The sequence below is a fragment of the Methylocystis sp. SB2 genome (assembly GCF_049817085.1).
Taxonomy (GTDB): Bacteria; Pseudomonadota; Alphaproteobacteria; order Rhizobiales; family Beijerinckiaceae; genus Methylocystis; species Methylocystis rosea.
Map to the genome: position 1 here is coordinate 364,963 of NZ_CP187401.1, position 15,063 is coordinate 380,025.

Sequence of the window (15,063 nt, forward strand, 5' to 3'; positions counted from 1 at the left end):
GACCGTCTGGATGCGATTTGTCGTCTTTAAAAACGCTGCTCATGCGCCGCGTCCGCTCGTTCGCTCCTCAATCATCCTTTCCAAACTGCTGCCTCTTGTCTGTCTCGGCGCGCTCGCCGGATGCTCTTCGACCACGGGATCGCATCGGAGCGCCGGCCTCGGCGGATTCGGACAGATCGACCCGCGTTACGGGGTGCGTCCCAGCCCGCGGGTCATCGCCGATGGCGAAGAAGTGCCGAAGGGCGGCGGCGCCTATATGGTCGGCAAGCCCTATAAGATCGCCGGCCGAACCTATTACCCGAGCGAGAGGCCCTATTCCTCGGTCGGAACCGCTTCCTGGTATGGTTCGGATTTCCACGGACGTCGCACCGCCAATGGCGAAATATTCGACAGGGCGTCGATTTCCGCCGCCCACCCGACAATGCCGCTCCCCAGCTATGCGCGCGTCACCAATTTGCGCAATGACCGTTCCATGGTCGTGCGCGTCAATGACCGTGGCCCCTATCACGGCGGACGCGTCATGGACGTTTCGCAGCGCGTGGCGCATGCGCTTGATTTTCATGGCGTCGGCACAGCACGCGTCAAGGTCGAATGGATCGGCCGAGCTGATCTTGCCGGCGACGACGACGAAAAACTGCTTGCGACCCTGCGCGACGATGGCCAACCCGCGCAGATCGACGCCCCGGTGATGACGGCGGCGAACGAGGATCCGGCGCCTGCGGCGCGCTATGATGAAAGGGCGGAAGTCGCCGAACTGGCGGCGCGCGTCGCCAATGAGAATGGGCAGGCGTCAGATGATCAGATGCGAGCCTATGCCAGGCAGGAGAGCGACGCGCCCCTGCCTCCCTCACGGCTGCAAGCCAGCATCGACGAGGAACCCGTCGCTTCGACGCAGAAGGTTAGGAAAGCTGCGGCGCCGCTGCCGCCAGTGCGGCCCGCGCATCTCGGCGGCGCCCGTCAAGCTTCCGCTCACAACGCCGTCCGACAGGCGCTGAACTCCTCGGTTCGGACGAACTGAGCGGCCTCACAGCGCGATTGCAATTTTCGGCGTCGCGCGCCATCTTCTCCCGGCTTGCCGCGCTGCGGCGTAAATCGGGAGCGCGTCTTGCCGAAATTTCCCGGGCTTCACTTTATTCTGACGCTTTTCGCATTGTGTGTGCTTGGCGCAGCGCCGTCGCGCGCCCAGAATTTTCAAACGAGCGTCCCGCACGCCATCCTGATCGACGCTGGGACGAACACCGTTCTGTTCGAGAAAGGCGCGGACGACTACGCCAAGCCCGCGTCGACCGTCAAAATTCTGACGGCGGAGCTGATCTTTCAGGCTTTGGCGGAAGGAAAACTGAAGCTCGACGACGAATTCACGGTTTCCGAGCACGCCTGGCGCACTGGCGGCGCGCCGGCTGGCGGCTCTGCGATGTTCCTCGCCCTCAACAGCCGCGTTCGGGTCGAGGATCTCATCCGGGGCTTGGTGATCCAGTCGGGCAACGACGCGGCGATTACGCTCGCCGAAGGCCTCGCGGGGGCCGAAGAGTCCTTCGTGACGCGGATGAACAAGCGCGCCGCCGAGCTTGGCCTTGTTAAATCGCGCTTCGGTAATCCCTGGGGCATGGATGGGCCTGACCAAAAGGTGACGGCGCGCGAAATGGCGAAGCTCGCGGCGCATATCATCAAGACCTACCCCGAGTATTACCGCTATTTTGGCGAGAAGGAGTACACCTGGAACAAGATCCGCCAACAGAACCGCAATCCGCTGCTGACGATGAGCATCGGCGCCGACGGATTGAAGACCGGCAATATCGATAAAGACAGCGGCTACGGCCTGGTGGGTTCCGCCACGCAGGACGGCCGACGCCTGATCGTCGCCGTTTACGGCGCGAAGAGCGCGAAGGAGCGGGCCGAAGAAGCGCGCAAATTGCTGCAATGGGGATTCCGCAACTTCGAAGAGAAGGAGCTGTTCAAGGCCGGCGAGCCGGTTGGCCCGGCGCAGGTCTATGGCGGCACGCAGGGCTCCGTGGAGCTGGTCGCCAAGGAAGACGTCAAGGTGCTCCTGCCGCGCGGCGCCAATGAGAGGCTGATGGGCAAGATCGTTTACGAAGGCCCGGTGCTGGCGCCGGTCGAGGCGGGCGCACCGGTTGGACGCCTCGAAGTGAAACGCGGAAACTCCGTCGTGCTCGAACAACCGCTGCAAACTGCGGAAGCGGTCGAGCAGGGATCGCTGCCGCGGCGCGCCTTCGACGCTATTTACGAATCCGCCGCCGCGGCGATTCACCAGAAACTCTCCGGCAAGAAATGACTTTCCAGGCGACGCCCGAAAAAGGCCGCTTCATCACCTTCGAAGGCGGCGAGGGCGTCGGCAAGTCGACGCAGCTTGAGCGGCTCGCCGAACATTTGCGCGATTGTGGCTTCGAGGTGGTGACGACGCGCGAGCCCGGCGGCACGCCAAAAGCCGAGAAGCTGCGCGCCTTCCTGCTGTCAGGCCGCGCTGCGCCGCTTGGCCCGCTCGCCGAGGCGGCGCTGTTCTCGGCGGCGCGCGCCGATCATGTTGAGACGTTGATCGCGCCCGCCTTGAAGCGCGGCGCATGGGTGCTGTGCGACCGCTTCGCCGATTCAACCCGCGCCTATCAGGGCGCGCGCGGCGGCGTCGACGCCAAGACTCTGGCGCTGCTGGAGAGAGCGGCGGTCGGCGATACGCGGCCGGATCTGACGATCATGCTCGATCTGCCGGCGCCAGAAGGCCTCACGCGTGCCGCGTCGCGGCGAAACGGCGAAGAGGTCGATCGTTTCGAAAGCGAAGCGCCGGCCTTTCACGAGGAGCTGCGGCAGGCCTTCCGCGACATCGCCGAAAGCGAGCCGGAACGCTGCTGCGTGATTGACGCCGGCATGTCCATCGACGACGTCGCGCGCGCGGTGCAGCGTGTCGTTCACGATCGCTTCCTGGCGCACGCCGCACAAGCCGCGCAATGAGCCGCGAAGAGGGGAATCCGGAAAGCGATCGCTACGACGACGCCCCGCATCCGCGGGAGACTCTGGCGCTTTTCGGACATGCTGAGGCGGAGCATGAATTTCTCGACGCCTACCGCCGCAACAAGATGGCGCAGGCGTGGATCATCGGCGGGCCCGAAGGCGTCGGCAAGGCGACGCTCGCCTGGCGCCTGGCGCGGTTTCTCCTGGCGCATCCCGAACCCGCCGCAGCGGCGGTTCAGTCCGCGGAGAGCCTCGCGGTGCCGGCGGACCATCCGGCGACGCGTCGGATCGCGTCAATGGCGCTCGCCGATATTTTTCTGCTGCGACGCGCCTGGAACGACAAGACCAAAAAGCACTTCACCGAAATTCGCATCGAGGACGTGCGGAAGGTTATTCAAGCCTTCCATCAGGCGTCGGGAACCGGCGGCTGGCGGATCGCCATCGTCGACTGCGCCGACGATCTCAATCGCGCCAGCGCCAACGCGCTTTTAAAGCTCATTGAGGAGCCCCCGCAGCGCTCGCTGTTTCTGCTCGTCGCGCATCAGCCGGGCCGCATGCTGCCGACGATCCGTTCGCGCTGTCGCAAGTTGATTCTCGGCGCATTGTCGCCGGAAGACACGATCGCCGCCGTGAAAAATCTTGGGTCCCCTTGGTCCAACGCGCCTGAATCCGACCTGCTCGTCGCCGCCGCGCGCGCCGAGGGCTCGGTGCGGGAGGCGCTGCGGCTGCTGGGTGATGACGGCGTCGCCTTCGACGCGGCCGTGCGCCGTCTTTTCGAACGGTTGCCGCAGGTCGATTGGCTCGGCGCGCATATGCTGGCCGACAAGCTTACCGGCCGCGACAATGAAGCGGCCTATGAGACCTTCATGCGCGCGACGCAGCGCCATCTTGACTCCCGCGTCCGCGCGCTCGCGCAGACCGGCGCCGCGCCGATGAGACTCGCCCGCTACGCGAGCGCCTGGGACGCCATTCGCGACGCCGCCAGGGAAACCGAAGTGTTCAATTTCGACAAGCGCGCGCTGGTGCTGGGGATATTCGATCGGCTGGCGCAAGCCGAAGCCGGCTAGATCACGCTTCACTGGGCGGAATCGCCCAAATGCAGCGGGATCGATTCCCAAAGTTTAGAGCGCGCTCTAGGCGAAAAAACCGGTTCCCACTTTTTCGCAGAGCGCTCTCGTGGCGGGCGCTAGCGCGCCTCCCGGCCGCTGTTCGCCATGGCGTTTTCAAGAAGCTGCAGAACGACTGCGGGGTCGCGCGGGAAGCCAGCGCGAATCCATTCGGCTTGCAGCGTTCTAAGCGCATCGCCCAATTGCTTGCCCGGCGCGACGCCGCGCGCGATGAGATCCGCGCCCTTGATGGGGAAGGCGGGCGTCGGCGTTTCCTCGAGATAGCGCGCCGCCTCCCGCCAATCCGGATCGTCCGCCGCCGCGGCGCTTTCCGCATGCGCCAGCGCCAGCGCGTCGGCCGCCGCGCGCGCGCCGCACAGGAACAGCATTTCGCGCAGATGCGACGCCGGCGGCGGAGCCTCGCTTCCATGCAATGGCGCGAGCGTTCGCGCCGCCGCCGCAAGCCGCGCGAATTCGTCGTTGGAGAGCCGCAGCCGCTCGCGCAGCCGCTCGGCGTCTTCGGCGGTCAGCACCGAAAAGGCGGCAAGCCGCAACACTGCGTCCGCCGGGTTGCCCAAGGCCGCTTCGTGTTCGGCGAGGCGCTGCAGTCGAGCCGGATAACCGATGCCGAGAATGACTTCGATGACGCCGGCGTGCGACATGGCGCGCAGCACGTCCGGCGACCGGCGCGCGAGCAGCAGCTTCATCAGTTCGGCGCGGATGCGCTCGCGCGACAGGCGCGACAGATTTTCTCGCGCGACGATCGACTCATGCAGGCCCTCGCGATCGAACGGTCCCGCGCCATGAGAGGCGTTGAAACGAAAGAAGCGCAGGATCCGCAGATAGTCCTCGCGAATCCGCGTCGCGGCGTCGCCGATGAAGCGGATGCGCCGCGCCTCGATATCGGCAAGCCCGCCGGTATAATCGTGAATCTCGCCATCGAAAGAGAGCGACAGCGCGTTGATGGTGAAGTCGCGGCGCTTCGCGTCCTGCTCGAAATCGCCGCCAAAGCGCACCTTGGCGAAGCGGCCGTCGGTCTCGACGTCCTCACGCAGCGTCGTGACTTCAAAGGGAGTTCCCGCGACGACGATCGTCACCGTGCCATGCTCGATGCCGGTCGGCACGCCTTTCAGTCCGGCGTCGCGCGCGGCCGCAAGGACGGCGTCGGGCAAAGCGGTCGTCGCGAGGTCGATCTCGTTAGGCGGCAGACCGAGCAGAGCGTCGCGCACGGCGCCGCCGACCACCCGCGTTTCCGCGCCCGTCTTCGAGAGCGCCGCAAACAGCGTCGCCAGCCGGGGATCGTCTAGCATGCTCAGCGCCGCATTCATTGGAAGCGGCCCGGCTGCAATTTTCCATTCTCCATGTGGGCCGGCACATAAGCGCCCTGGTGAAGCCGGCTGAAGCCGAGCGTCACAACCCCGACGATCGCGACGAGGAGGCCCGCGATCGTCAGCAGCGATACGACCCTGCCATGCCAGAGCTCGCGCACGAAAGGCCAGCGAAGCTGCAATGAATGGAAAAGCGCATAGGCGACGAAGGGCGTCAGGAAGAGCAGGGCGGTTTCAACGATTGCGCGCCACATGGGCGGAAACGCCTTTCGTGATGAGGATGTTCGACGAATATACTCCGATGAATATACATGGCGTCCGTCGAAGGGCGTTTAATGCGGAATGCATGAACAAACTGTCACGTCCAAATTGCGGTTTTAACGGTAAAATGCCTCCCTAACGCGCCGGTTGCGCTTGAATTGCAGCGGCGGAGAGACGAAGATTGCGCTTGGCCCTAATCCCCGCCGCTTCGCTTTATATGCGGAGCCGAATGGCGCGGGGGCTTTGAATCGCGTGCGGCGAAACACGGCAGCGCCGCTACGATGCGCCCGATCCTCTTCATAGACAGGCTGCCTGAGCACGCTGAAATGACTTCATTCGACACCAGGACAACCTCGCTCGAATCAGCCGTCGTTCAATCCGCCGAACGCGCCCTCGACCATATCGGTCGCGCCCGGGCGGCTATCGGCGCCGTCATTTTTGGCCAGGACGAGGTCGTCGAACAGGCGCTGGTGACGATCCTCGCAGGCGGCCACGGGCTCCTCGTCGGCGTGCCGGGCCTCGCCAAGACCAAGCTTGTCGAGACGCTTGGCCGCGTGCTCGGCCTGGCGGAGCAGCGCGTGCAGTTCACGCCGGACCTGCTGCCCGCCGATATTCTCGGCTCTGAAGTGCTCGAAGAGGGGGCTGACCGCTCGCGTTCGTTCCGCTTTATCAGGGGGCCGGTCTTCACTCAGCTGCTGATGGCCGACGAGATCAACCGCGCCTCGCCGCGCACGCAGTCGGCGCTGTTGCAGGCGATGCAGGAGCACCATGTCAGCGTCGCCGGAAAGCGCCATGACCTGCCGCGACCCTTCCATGTCCTCGCGACGCAAAATCCCCTGGAGCAGGAGGGCACCTATCCGCTGCCCGAGGCGCAGCTCGACCGCTTCCTGATGCAGATCGACGTGCATTATCCCGACCGCGCCAGCGAGCGGCGGGTGCTGCTGGAAACGACTGGCGAAACCATGGCCGAGGCGAGCCAGGCGCTCGACGCCGAAGAGCTGATGGCGACCCAGCGGCTCGTGCGCCGGCTTCCGATCGGCGAAAAAGTCGTCGACGCGATCCTCGATCTCGTTCGTTCAGCCCGTCCAGACGAGGGCGACGCGGAAATCGCGCCGCATGTCGCCTGGGGTCCGGGACCCCGCGCCGCCCAGGCGCTGATGCTGGCGACGCGCGCCCGCGCGCTGGTCACCGGGCGGCTTGCGCCCTCGATCGACGACGTCGCGAAACTCGCCGCGCCGGTGTTGCGCCACCGCATGGCGCTCAATTTCGCCGCGCGCCGCGAGATGACCGTTTCCGACGTGGTTCAGACGCTCGTGGCGCGGATCGGGTGACGAGCCGTCGCTCGGCTCTTCCCTCTTACGGAGAAGGATGACGATGTTTGCTGACGTCGCCACGCGCGCCTACGATCCTGCACAGCGCAAGCCCGCAGATGGCGCGACGGCGGCTGATCTGGCGAGCCGGATGCCGAGGCTGGTGGCGCGCGCGCATGAGATCGCGGCGAGCCTCGCCTATGGCGTTCATGGCCGCAAGCGCGCGGGCGTCGGCGAGACGTTTTGGCAATATCGGCCATTTGCATCGGGCGAGTCGGCGCATCGCATCGACTGGCGCCGCTCCGCGCGCGGCGATCAGCTCTATGTGCGCGAGCGTGAATGGGAGGCCGCGCATGACTATTTCCTCTGGATGGACTGTTCTCCTTCCATGGCCTTCGGCTCGTCTCTCGCCTCCGACGACAAGCTGTCCCGCGGCGTGACCCTGGGGCTGGCGCTCGCCGACGTGCTCGTTCGCGGCGGCGAGCGGGCGGCGGCGCTGGGCCTGACCGCGCCGATCTCGGCGCGCGACGTGATCGACCGGCTGGCGCGCGCACTGGCTGACAACGCAGCGGAGTCGACGCGCGACGAGCTTCCGCCGCAGGCGCCGATCCGCCCCCGCGCCCGCGTCATTCTGATCTCCGACTTCCTCATCGATCCGGACGCGCTTGCCGCGCGCCTGCGGCGCTTCGCCGACGCCGGCGCCTCCGGCGCGGTCCTGATGGTGACCGATCCCAGCGAAGAAACCTTGCCGTTCTCCGGCGAAACCACTTTTCTCGACACCGACGGCGGCCCCGCCTTCTACGCAGGCGACGCGCGCAGCTTGCGCGCGGCCTATGCGCGCCGCTTCGAGGCGCATCGCGACGCCGTGCGCCGCGCGGCGCAACGCGTCGGCTTCATCTTTCTGCAGCATCGCACCGACAGGCCAGCCTCCGAAGCGGCGCTGGCGCTCGCCATGGGATTGCTCGGAGCGGATGGAGTCAGCTTCGAGGAGCGGCGCTGATGTTTTCCTTCGCCGCGCCGCTCGCGCTGTTTGGTCTCATCAGCCTGCCGATGATCTATTGGCTATTGCGGGTCACGCCGCCGCGTCCGCGCGAGATCGTGTTTCCGCCGACGAAAATCCTGCGCGAACTCAAGCCAGATGAAGAGACGCCGGCAAAAACCCCTTGGTGGCTGATGGCGCTGCGGCTGGCGCTCGCCGCCGCGTTGATTTTCGCCATGGCGGGACCCGTCTGGGCGCCGAGCGGCGTCGTCGCGTCCGCTGCGCCGACGCTCGTCATCCTCGACGACGGCTGGACGGCGGCGCCGACATGGGAGCGGCGACTTGCCGGCGCGGCGTCGATCATCGAGTCGGTGGCGCGCGCCGGCGGTCCGGTCGCCGTCGCGCTCGCGTCCGAATCCGCGGCGCCGGTCCCAGGCGACGGGCCGCGCGCGATGGAAAAATTGCGTTCGGCGCGGCCCAAGCCGTTTCTGCCGGACCGCAAGGCGATCGGCGAACAAGTCTCGGCCTTCGCCCACGCCCATAGGACGGCGCGCATCGTGTGGATCAGCGACGGCGTCGCGCAGGGTGACGCGGCAGGCTTTGTGCGCGCGCTGAAAGAGTCGGGCGCAGCCGGAGTCGAGATTTACGTCGAAAACCATGCGCCGCGCGCGCTCGCCGCGCCGACAAATGATGCGGCCGCGCTGAGCGTCGATGTTCTGCGCATCGGCGACGACGCGTCGGCGGTCGTCGACGCGCTCGACGCGAAAGGTCGGACGGTCGGCCGAGCCGCAGTGGATTTTGGCGGCGCGCCGCGCCTTCGGGCGAAAATCGAACTGCCGGTCGAACTACGCAACGACGTCAGTCATCTGCGCATCGAAGGGGAAAATTCCGCCGGCGCCGTCGCGCTTCTCGACGCGCGCTCGAAAGTGAAGCGCGTGGCTCTGATCGGAGGCGGCGCCGCCGATGAGGCGCAGCCGCTGCTCTCGCCGCTCTACTACCTCGAAAAAGCGCTTGCGCCTTTCGCCCAAATCCGCACGGCGCGTCCGGGCGCAGTCGATCCGGTGCAGGCGCTGCTCGCCGAAAATCCCAACATCATGGTGCTCGCCGATGTCGGTCTCGCGCCTGGCGAGACATTCGACGCGATGTCGCGCTTCGTCGAAGAAGGCGGGACGCTCGTTCGTTTCGCCGGGCCGCGTCTCGCCAACGCCGACGATGGTCTGCTGCCCGTGCGCCTGCGCCGAAACGGACGCGTGCTCGGCGGGGCCATGTCCTGGGAGGAGCCAAAGGCGCTCGCCGAGTTTGACGCCACGAGCCCCTTCTTCGGCCTGCCGGCTTCGAAAGACGTCACGGTGCAGCGGCAGGTGCTCGCCGAGCCCGATCCGGGACTTGCGGACAAGACCTGGGCCCGACTTTCCGACGGCACGCCGCTCGTGACCGCGGAACGACGCGGGAAGGGGCTGATCGTGCTGTTTCACGTCAACGCCGACGCCAATTGGTCGAATTTGCCGATCTCGGGGCTTTTCGTTGAGATGCTGAAACGGATCAGCGCGATGGCTGGAGAGTCGGCGCCTTCGAGCAGCGAACGGTCTGGCATGGTCGCCGATCCGTCGGCTTTCGCGCCGATGCGCCTACTCGATGGATTTGGCGCGCTCGGCGCGCCGGGCCTAAGCGCGCAAAGCATTCCGCCTGGCTTTGACGGGCCTGCAAGCGCCGAACATCCGCCCGGGCTGTACGGCTCGGGGGAGGCTTTCGTCGCGGTGCAGACCTTGCGCCCGACTGACGAGATCAGCGCGTTCGATTTCGCCGGCGCCGGACTGAGCGCGGACGTGCTGCGGGCCGGCGGCCAACTCGATTTGCGCGGGCCGCTGCTCGTCTTCGCGCTCGCCGCCTTTATCGCCGATGCGCTGATCGCGCTGGCGCTTGCAGGAAAGCTGCGGCTGCGACCGCTGGGGGCCGCGACCGCGGCGCTGTTCTGCCTACTGTGCGCGACGGCGATGACGACCGGCGAAACGCGCGCCGAGTCCGCGCCTAAATCCGCCGCCGCCCAGCGCGACAAGGACGCCGCGCTGACGGCGCGGCTCGCCTATGTGATCTCGGGCGACGCCCACGTCGACGAAGTATCGCGGCTGGGCCTCGAGGCGCTCACTCAGGCGCTGAATGCGCGCACCTCTTTCGCACCGGGCGATCCGGTGGGCGTCGATCCGGCGAAGGACGAACTCGCCTTTTATCCCTTGCTCTACTGGCCGATCGTCGCGAGCGCGCCGCAGCCGCCCGCGAAGACGGTGGCGAAAGTCACCGCCTATATGAAGCAGGGCGGCACAATCATCTTCGACACGCGCGACGCGCTCTCGCAACGCGTCGGCGGCGCGCCGAGTCCAGAGGCGCAATGGCTGCGCGACCTGACAAAAGGCTTGGACATTCCGCCGCTAGAAGTGACGCCGCGCGATCACGTCATCACCAAGACCTTCTATTTGCTAGATGGATTCGTCGGCCGTTACGCCAATGGCGAGACCTGGGTCGAGGCGCTGCCGCCGGAGCCGAAAGACCAGGCCGCGCGTCCGGTGCGCGCGACGGACAGCGTCTCCGCGATCGTCATCACCTCGAACGACCTCGCGAGCGCCTGGGCGCATGACAAACGCGGCCAGCCGCTGTTTCCCTTGACGCCGGGCGGCGCGCGCCAGCGCGAATTCGCGCTCCGCGGCGGCATCAATCTGGTGATGTATACGCTGACCGGGAATTATAAGTCCGATCAGGTGCATGTGCGCGACTTGCTGGAAAGGCTGGGCCAGTGAGCGACCTCACGCTCGCCTTTTCGCCGCTCGCTCCCTGGTGGGCGCTGATCGTCCTCGGCGTGCTTGGCGCCGGCGCGCTGGCGCTGATGGCGGCCAAACGTCAGCGTGGCGCGCCGCTCCGGGCGTTCGCTTTCGCCTTGCTGATTGCGGCGCTCGCCGACCCGTCGCTCGTGCGCGAAAAACGCGATCCGCAAAAGAGCGTCGTCGCGGTGGTTGTCGATAAGAGCGACAGCCAGAATTTCGGCGCGAGAAACGCGCAAACGGAAGAGGCGCGCAAGGCGCTCGACTCTGCGCTTGCCAAATTCGGCGACGTCGAGACGCGCACGATCACGGTGTCGAACGACGCTTCGGGCAATGACGGCACCAAGCTCTTCAGCGCGCTTGCCGAAGTTTTGAAAGACGTTCCGTCGGAGCGCGTCGGCGGGGCTTTTCTTCTGACCGACGGCGTCGTTCACGATATTCCCGCCAAGGCCGAAGCGCTCGGCTTCAAAGCGCCCGTTCAAGCGCTCGTGACCGGGCATAAGGGCGAGCGCGACCGCCGCATCGAACTCGTCGAGGCGCCGCGTTTTGGCATCGTCGGCAAGGATCAGATCATTCGCGCCCGCGTCGTCGATCTTGGCGGCGACGGCGCCCGCATACCGATTTCAGTGCGCCGCGACGGCGAAGCGCTGCCGACGTTCAGCCCCGTGCCGGGCGACATCGTCAGCATCCCGGTGCGCATCGAACATGGCGGACAAAATGTCGTCGAACTCGAAATTCCGTCGGCGCCCGGCGAGCTGACGCCGCTCGACAATAAGGCCGTGCTGACGATCGAAGGCGTGCGCGATCGGCTCAAAGTGTTGCTTGTGTCGGGCGAGCCGCATCCGGGCGAGCGGAGCTGGCGCAATCTCTTGCGCGCCGACGCCAATGTCGAACTGGTGCATTTCACCATTTTGCGGCCGCCGGAGAAGCTCGACGTCACGCCGGCGAGCGAATTGTCGCTGATCGCCTTTCCGACCGCCGATCTCTTCGGGAAGAAAATCAACGAATTCGATCTCATCATCTTCGATCGCTATTCGAGCCAGACGACGCTGCCCTCGATCTATTTCGAGAACATCGCCAATTACGTCGAGAATGGCGGCGCCTTTCTCGCGGCTGTCGGTCCGGATTACGCGACGCTACGCGGACTCTATTACTCGCCGCTCGAAAACATTCTGCCGGCGCGACCCGACGGCGCGCTCATTGAGCAGGCGTTTCGCGCCCGCGTCAGCAAGGACGGCGAGAAGCATCCGGTGACGCGTGGCCTCGCCGGCGCCAAATCCGAGCCGCCGAATTGGGGCGAATGGTTCAGGCAGGTCGACGCCAATGTGGTGAAGGGCGACTCGATCATGTCCGGCGTGCGCGACAAGCCGCTGCTGGTGCTCTCGCACGAAGGCAAGGGTCGCGTCGCGCTGCTGCTCTCTGACCAGATTTGGCTCTGGGCGCGCGGCTATGAAGGCGGCGGTCCGCATGTCGATCTGACGCGCCGCCTGGCGCATTGGCTGATGAAGGAGCCGGATCTCGAAGAGGAGGCGCTGCGCGCTTCCGCGCATGGCCGCGAGGTCAGCGTCGAGCGCCAGACAATGAAGGAGCGACCGGCGCCAGTGATGGCGACGGCCCCCTCCGGCGCGCGCGACGAAATCGCAGTCGCGCAAGGCGAGCCGGGACTGTGGCGCGCGCGTTTCGACGCCAAGGAAATGGGTCTGTGGCGCTTCCAGAGCGAAGGCCTCACCGCGCTTGTGAACGTCGGCCCGCCCAATCCGCGCGAGTTTCGCGAAGTGGCCTCGACGACGGAGAAACTGCAACCGCTCGTCGAAGCGACCGGCGGCACGGCGCGGCGTTTATCGAACGGCGGCGCCGACACGGTCTCCATGCCGCGCGTCGTCGAATTGCGCGACGCCAACCGCTATGGCGGCTCGGACTGGATCGGGATCAGGCAGACCGGCGCCTCGACGCTCGTCGGCGTCGAAATCGCGCCGCTGGGTTTGGGTCTATGGGCGATGCTGGCGCTCGTCGGCGCAGTGGTCGCGGCGTGGGGCTGGGAGGGGCGGCGGTAACGGAGCCTGACAATGAGATTTTCCTATATTTGGAGGCGAAATGCGCGTTAGCTTCGATAGCAACGTGTGGGAGAAAGTATTCTATTCCGATGCGAAAGAGTGCGTAGAGGTCCGAAATGCTCTCGCCGATCAGAGAATCGAGGGATTTATTTGCGAAGCTGCTTTTCGAATTGAAGCCGTCCGGAAGATAGATCGAATTGGCTATTTTGCGCATCCAAAGATGGACGTGACTTTTCCTTTGTCCACCGTTCACATGAAGGGCAAAGCGCACGTCCATTTTATGTCGATTGGCCCAAGCGACAAGCAGCATCCCGGTTTGCCGAGTGTTCAGGCCGATCGTTTACAATTAGCAACATCGAACGGTTTTCTCGTGATGCGCGGGCTTGCTTGGATGGGTTTGCCATGGCCTCGAGAGATCAGTGACTCTGCAATCTTTGTTCAAGAAACTGAAAATTCGAGGGCCGAACGCGAACAGCTACAAGTTGCGGTAAATGTCGAAATCTGGAAGCGTGGAGTGGGAAAGCAAGCGTTCGATGCTGCCGGAGGATGGCAGGCAATCGAACAAGGGATGCTTCACCAAAAAAAATTCTCCAAGGCCTACGCCGAATGGGCAGACGGAGAGTTGGCCGCAGCGCACGTCGGCTACCGCAATGACATACTATGCACAGACGATCGCGCTGGCGGAACACCAATATCTGTTTTCAACGAGTTGAATCGATCGTGGCTCACGACCGAATACGGCGTGCGCTTCGTAAAATTGAAACAATTAGCGGAAGTCTTGGATACGTAGAACCAATTCATCATGGCGAGGCCCGGCCTCCGAATTGGTTTTCGAAGCGAGCCAGAGGACATCGACCGCAATTACCTCGCTCCCGTCATGCCCGCGCTTGTCGCGGGCATCCACGCCGCAAAGCGGCGAAGTGCTGGGTCGTTTGAGGCGTCGTGACGTGGATGGCCGGCTCAAGGCCGGCCATGACGGTTTCCGAAGCTCCGCACGCCTAGGCGCTCCACCCTCGCAAGGTTGCGGAAAGGCGAGGCCTCTTCTGCTAATCTCCATCATCTCGGAGAGATTCGCCTTGCCCACCTACCGCGCTATTGGCCTCATGTCCGGCACGTCCATGGACGGCGTCGACGTCGCGTTGATCGAAACCGATGGCGACGCCACTGTCGTCTTTGGACCGACGGGGCACTACCCCTATAGCGACGCCGACCGCGCCTTGCTGCGCAATGCGCTCGCCGAAGCCGCGACGCTCCAAGATCGCGACGCGCGGCCCGGCGTTCTGGCCTTCGCCGAGCGCATGGTGACCGACCGCCACGCCGAGGCGGTCGAGGCGTTGTTGCGGGATCATGAGATCGACCCGGCAAGCGTCAATATCGTCGGTTTTCATGGTCAGACGGTGCTGCACCGTCCCAAGCAAAGGCTCACGATCCAGATCGGCGACGGGCCGGCGCTGGCCGCACGTCTCGGCCTCGACGTCGCTTATGATTTTCGCGCCGCCGACATCGCCGCCGGCGGCGAAGGCGCGCCGATCGTGCCGGTGTTCCATCGTGCGCTTGTCCTCGCCGGCGGCATGAAGGGCGAAGTGGCGCTGCTCAATATCGGCGGCGTCGCCAACGTCACTTATGTCGCGGACGGCGAGGAGCCGATCGCCTGCGACACCGGGCCCGGCAATGCGCTCATCGATGATCTGATGCTTCAGCGCACCGGCGCGCCGATCGACCGGCACGGCCATATGGCGGCGCGCGGGCGCGTCAATGAAGCGACGCTGCTCAAGATGCTGGCGCATCCGTTCTTCGATCAGCCGCCGCCGAAATCGCTCGACCGCAACGCCTTCGCGCTCGATGCGGTCGCCAAGCTCTCGACCGAGGACGCCGCCGCGACGCTGACCGCCTTTACGGCGTCTTCGGTGCTGCGGCTTTTTCCGCATCTGCCGACTCAGCCGCAACTGCTGATCGTCTGCGGCGGCGGCGCGCGCAACCCTATCCTGGTGCGCGAACTCGTCATGCGCCTGCCGTGCAAGGTGACGACGGCCGACGCGGTCGGATGGTCAGCGGATTCGATGGAGGCGCAGGCCTTCGCCTATCTCGCCGCGCGCGTGCTGGAAGGGCTGCCGCTTACTTTCCCGACGACGACCGGCGCGCCTCAAGCCATGTGCGGCGGCGTGCTGGCGCGAGCGGCCGCGTAAGCGTCATAGATCGCAGTGTCGTTCCCGGAAGGCCGAAGGCCTGACCGCTTCGCGCGTCGGGG

The 15,063-nt window shown here is 65.5% G+C and carries 12 protein-coding genes; 10 read left to right on the forward strand and 2 right to left on the reverse strand.

Features of this window, described 5'->3' with window-relative positions; translation table 11 throughout:
* Window positions 1-10 precede the first annotated feature (10 nt).
* The 4 genes from ACPS74_RS01900 to ACPS74_RS01915 all read left to right on the forward strand — a co-directional run bounded on the left by ACPS74_RS01900 (window position 11) and on the right by ACPS74_RS01915 (window position 4,031).
* Window positions 11-1,018: a septal ring lytic transglycosylase RlpA family protein gene (locus ACPS74_RS01900; protein ID WP_029648879.1), complete on the forward strand. Its 1,008-nt coding sequence runs from the start codon at window positions 11-13 to the stop codon at window positions 1,016-1,018.
* Window positions 1,019-1,105: 87 nt separating this feature from the next.
* Complete coding sequence (locus ACPS74_RS01905) at window positions 1,106-2,293, forward strand: D-alanyl-D-alanine carboxypeptidase family protein (protein ID WP_029648880.1); 1,188 nt, start codon at window positions 1,106-1,108, stop codon at window positions 2,291-2,293.
* On the forward strand, window positions 2,290-2,964 hold the full coding sequence (tmk, locus tag ACPS74_RS01910; protein ID WP_029648881.1) for a dTMP kinase: 675 nt from the start codon (window positions 2,290-2,292) through the stop codon (window positions 2,962-2,964). The genes ACPS74_RS01905 and tmk overlap by 4 nt, the downstream gene beginning before the upstream one ends.
* Window positions 2,961-4,031: a DNA polymerase III subunit delta' gene (locus ACPS74_RS01915; RefSeq protein ID WP_029648882.1), complete on the forward strand. Its 1,071-nt coding sequence runs from the start codon at window positions 2,961-2,963 to the stop codon at window positions 4,029-4,031. Before tmk ends, ACPS74_RS01915 begins: the two co-directional genes overlap by 4 nt.
* A 119-nt stretch (window positions 4,032-4,150) precedes the next feature.
* On the opposite strand, the gene ACPS74_RS01920 is transcribed toward ACPS74_RS01915, so the two are convergent.
* The gene (locus tag ACPS74_RS01920) at window positions 4,151-5,398 is read right to left on the reverse strand and encodes a CCA tRNA nucleotidyltransferase (protein WP_029648883.1); all 1,248 of its coding nucleotides are present in this window, start codon (window positions 5,396-5,398) and stop codon (window positions 4,151-4,153) included.
* Window positions 5,395-5,652 (reverse strand): DUF6111 family protein, encoded by a 258-nt coding sequence (locus ACPS74_RS01925; RefSeq protein WP_029648884.1) that lies wholly within the window; start codon window positions 5,650-5,652, stop codon window positions 5,395-5,397. The genes ACPS74_RS01920 and ACPS74_RS01925 overlap by 4 nt, the downstream gene beginning before the upstream one ends.
* A 333-nt stretch (window positions 5,653-5,985) precedes the next feature.
* Between ACPS74_RS01925 and ACPS74_RS01930 the strand changes: the two genes are divergently transcribed.
* The 6 genes from ACPS74_RS01930 (at window position 5,986) to ACPS74_RS01955 (ending at window position 15,001) form a co-directional block, all read left to right on the forward strand.
* Window positions 5,986-6,990 (forward strand): AAA family ATPase, encoded by a 1,005-nt coding sequence (locus ACPS74_RS01930; protein ID WP_029648885.1) that lies wholly within the window; start codon window positions 5,986-5,988, stop codon window positions 6,988-6,990.
* 43 nt (window positions 6,991-7,033) lie between these two features.
* A complete protein-coding gene (locus ACPS74_RS01935; RefSeq protein ID WP_029648886.1) occupies window positions 7,034-7,969 on the forward strand; it encodes a DUF58 domain-containing protein in 936 nt (311 codons plus the stop codon).
* Complete coding sequence (locus ACPS74_RS01940) at window positions 7,969-10,740, forward strand: DUF4159 domain-containing protein (protein ID WP_029648887.1); 2,772 nt, start codon at window positions 7,969-7,971, stop codon at window positions 10,738-10,740. The genes ACPS74_RS01935 and ACPS74_RS01940 overlap by 1 nt, the downstream gene beginning before the upstream one ends.
* Window positions 10,737-12,815 carry a membrane protein gene (locus ACPS74_RS01945; protein ID WP_029648888.1) on the forward strand — a complete coding sequence of 693 codons (2,079 nt, stop codon included), beginning with the start codon at window positions 10,737-10,739 and terminating at the stop codon, window positions 12,813-12,815. The genes ACPS74_RS01940 and ACPS74_RS01945 overlap by 4 nt, the downstream gene beginning before the upstream one ends.
* Window positions 12,816-12,855: 40 nt before the next feature.
* Window positions 12,856-13,605, forward strand: coding sequence for a hypothetical protein (locus ACPS74_RS01950; RefSeq protein WP_029648889.1), 750 nt, complete (start codon window positions 12,856-12,858; stop codon window positions 13,603-13,605).
* Between the two features lie 313 nt (window positions 13,606-13,918).
* A complete protein-coding gene (locus tag ACPS74_RS01955) occupies window positions 13,919-15,001 on the forward strand; it encodes an anhydro-N-acetylmuramic acid kinase (RefSeq protein ID WP_029648890.1) in 1,083 nt (360 codons plus the stop codon).
* Window positions 15,002-15,063 lie beyond the last annotated feature (62 nt).

Excerpts from the sequence above, each read along its gene's own strand:
- ACPS74_RS01935 (WP_029648886.1), top strand. The coding sequence starts at position 7,034 with ATGTTTGCTGACGTCGCCACGCGCGCCTACGATCCTGCACAGCGCAAG.
- tmk (WP_029648881.1), top strand. The coding sequence starts at position 2,290 with ATGACTTTCCAGGCGACGCCCGAAAAAGGCCGCTTCATCACCTTCGAA.
- ACPS74_RS01900 (WP_029648879.1), top strand. The coding sequence starts at position 11 with ATGCGATTTGTCGTCTTTAAAAACGCTGCTCATGCGCCGCGTCCGCTC.
- ACPS74_RS01915 (WP_029648882.1), top strand. The coding sequence starts at position 2,961 with ATGAGCCGCGAAGAGGGGAATCCGGAAAGCGATCGCTACGACGACGCC.
- ACPS74_RS01930 (WP_029648885.1), top strand. The coding sequence starts at position 5,986 with ATGACTTCATTCGACACCAGGACAACCTCGCTCGAATCAGCCGTCGTT.
- ACPS74_RS01955 (WP_029648890.1), top strand. The coding sequence starts at position 13,919 with ATGTCCGGCACGTCCATGGACGGCGTCGACGTCGCGTTGATCGAAACC.
- ACPS74_RS01940 (WP_029648887.1), top strand. The coding sequence starts at position 7,969 with ATGTTTTCCTTCGCCGCGCCGCTCGCGCTGTTTGGTCTCATCAGCCTG.
- ACPS74_RS01950 (WP_029648889.1), top strand. The coding sequence starts at position 12,856 with ATGCGCGTTAGCTTCGATAGCAACGTGTGGGAGAAAGTATTCTATTCC.
- ACPS74_RS01925 (WP_029648884.1), bottom strand. The coding sequence starts at position 5,652 with ATGTGGCGCGCAATCGTTGAAACCGCCCTGCTCTTCCTGACGCCCTTC.
- ACPS74_RS01920 (WP_029648883.1), bottom strand. The coding sequence starts at position 5,398 with ATGAATGCGGCGCTGAGCATGCTAGACGATCCCCGGCTGGCGACGCTG.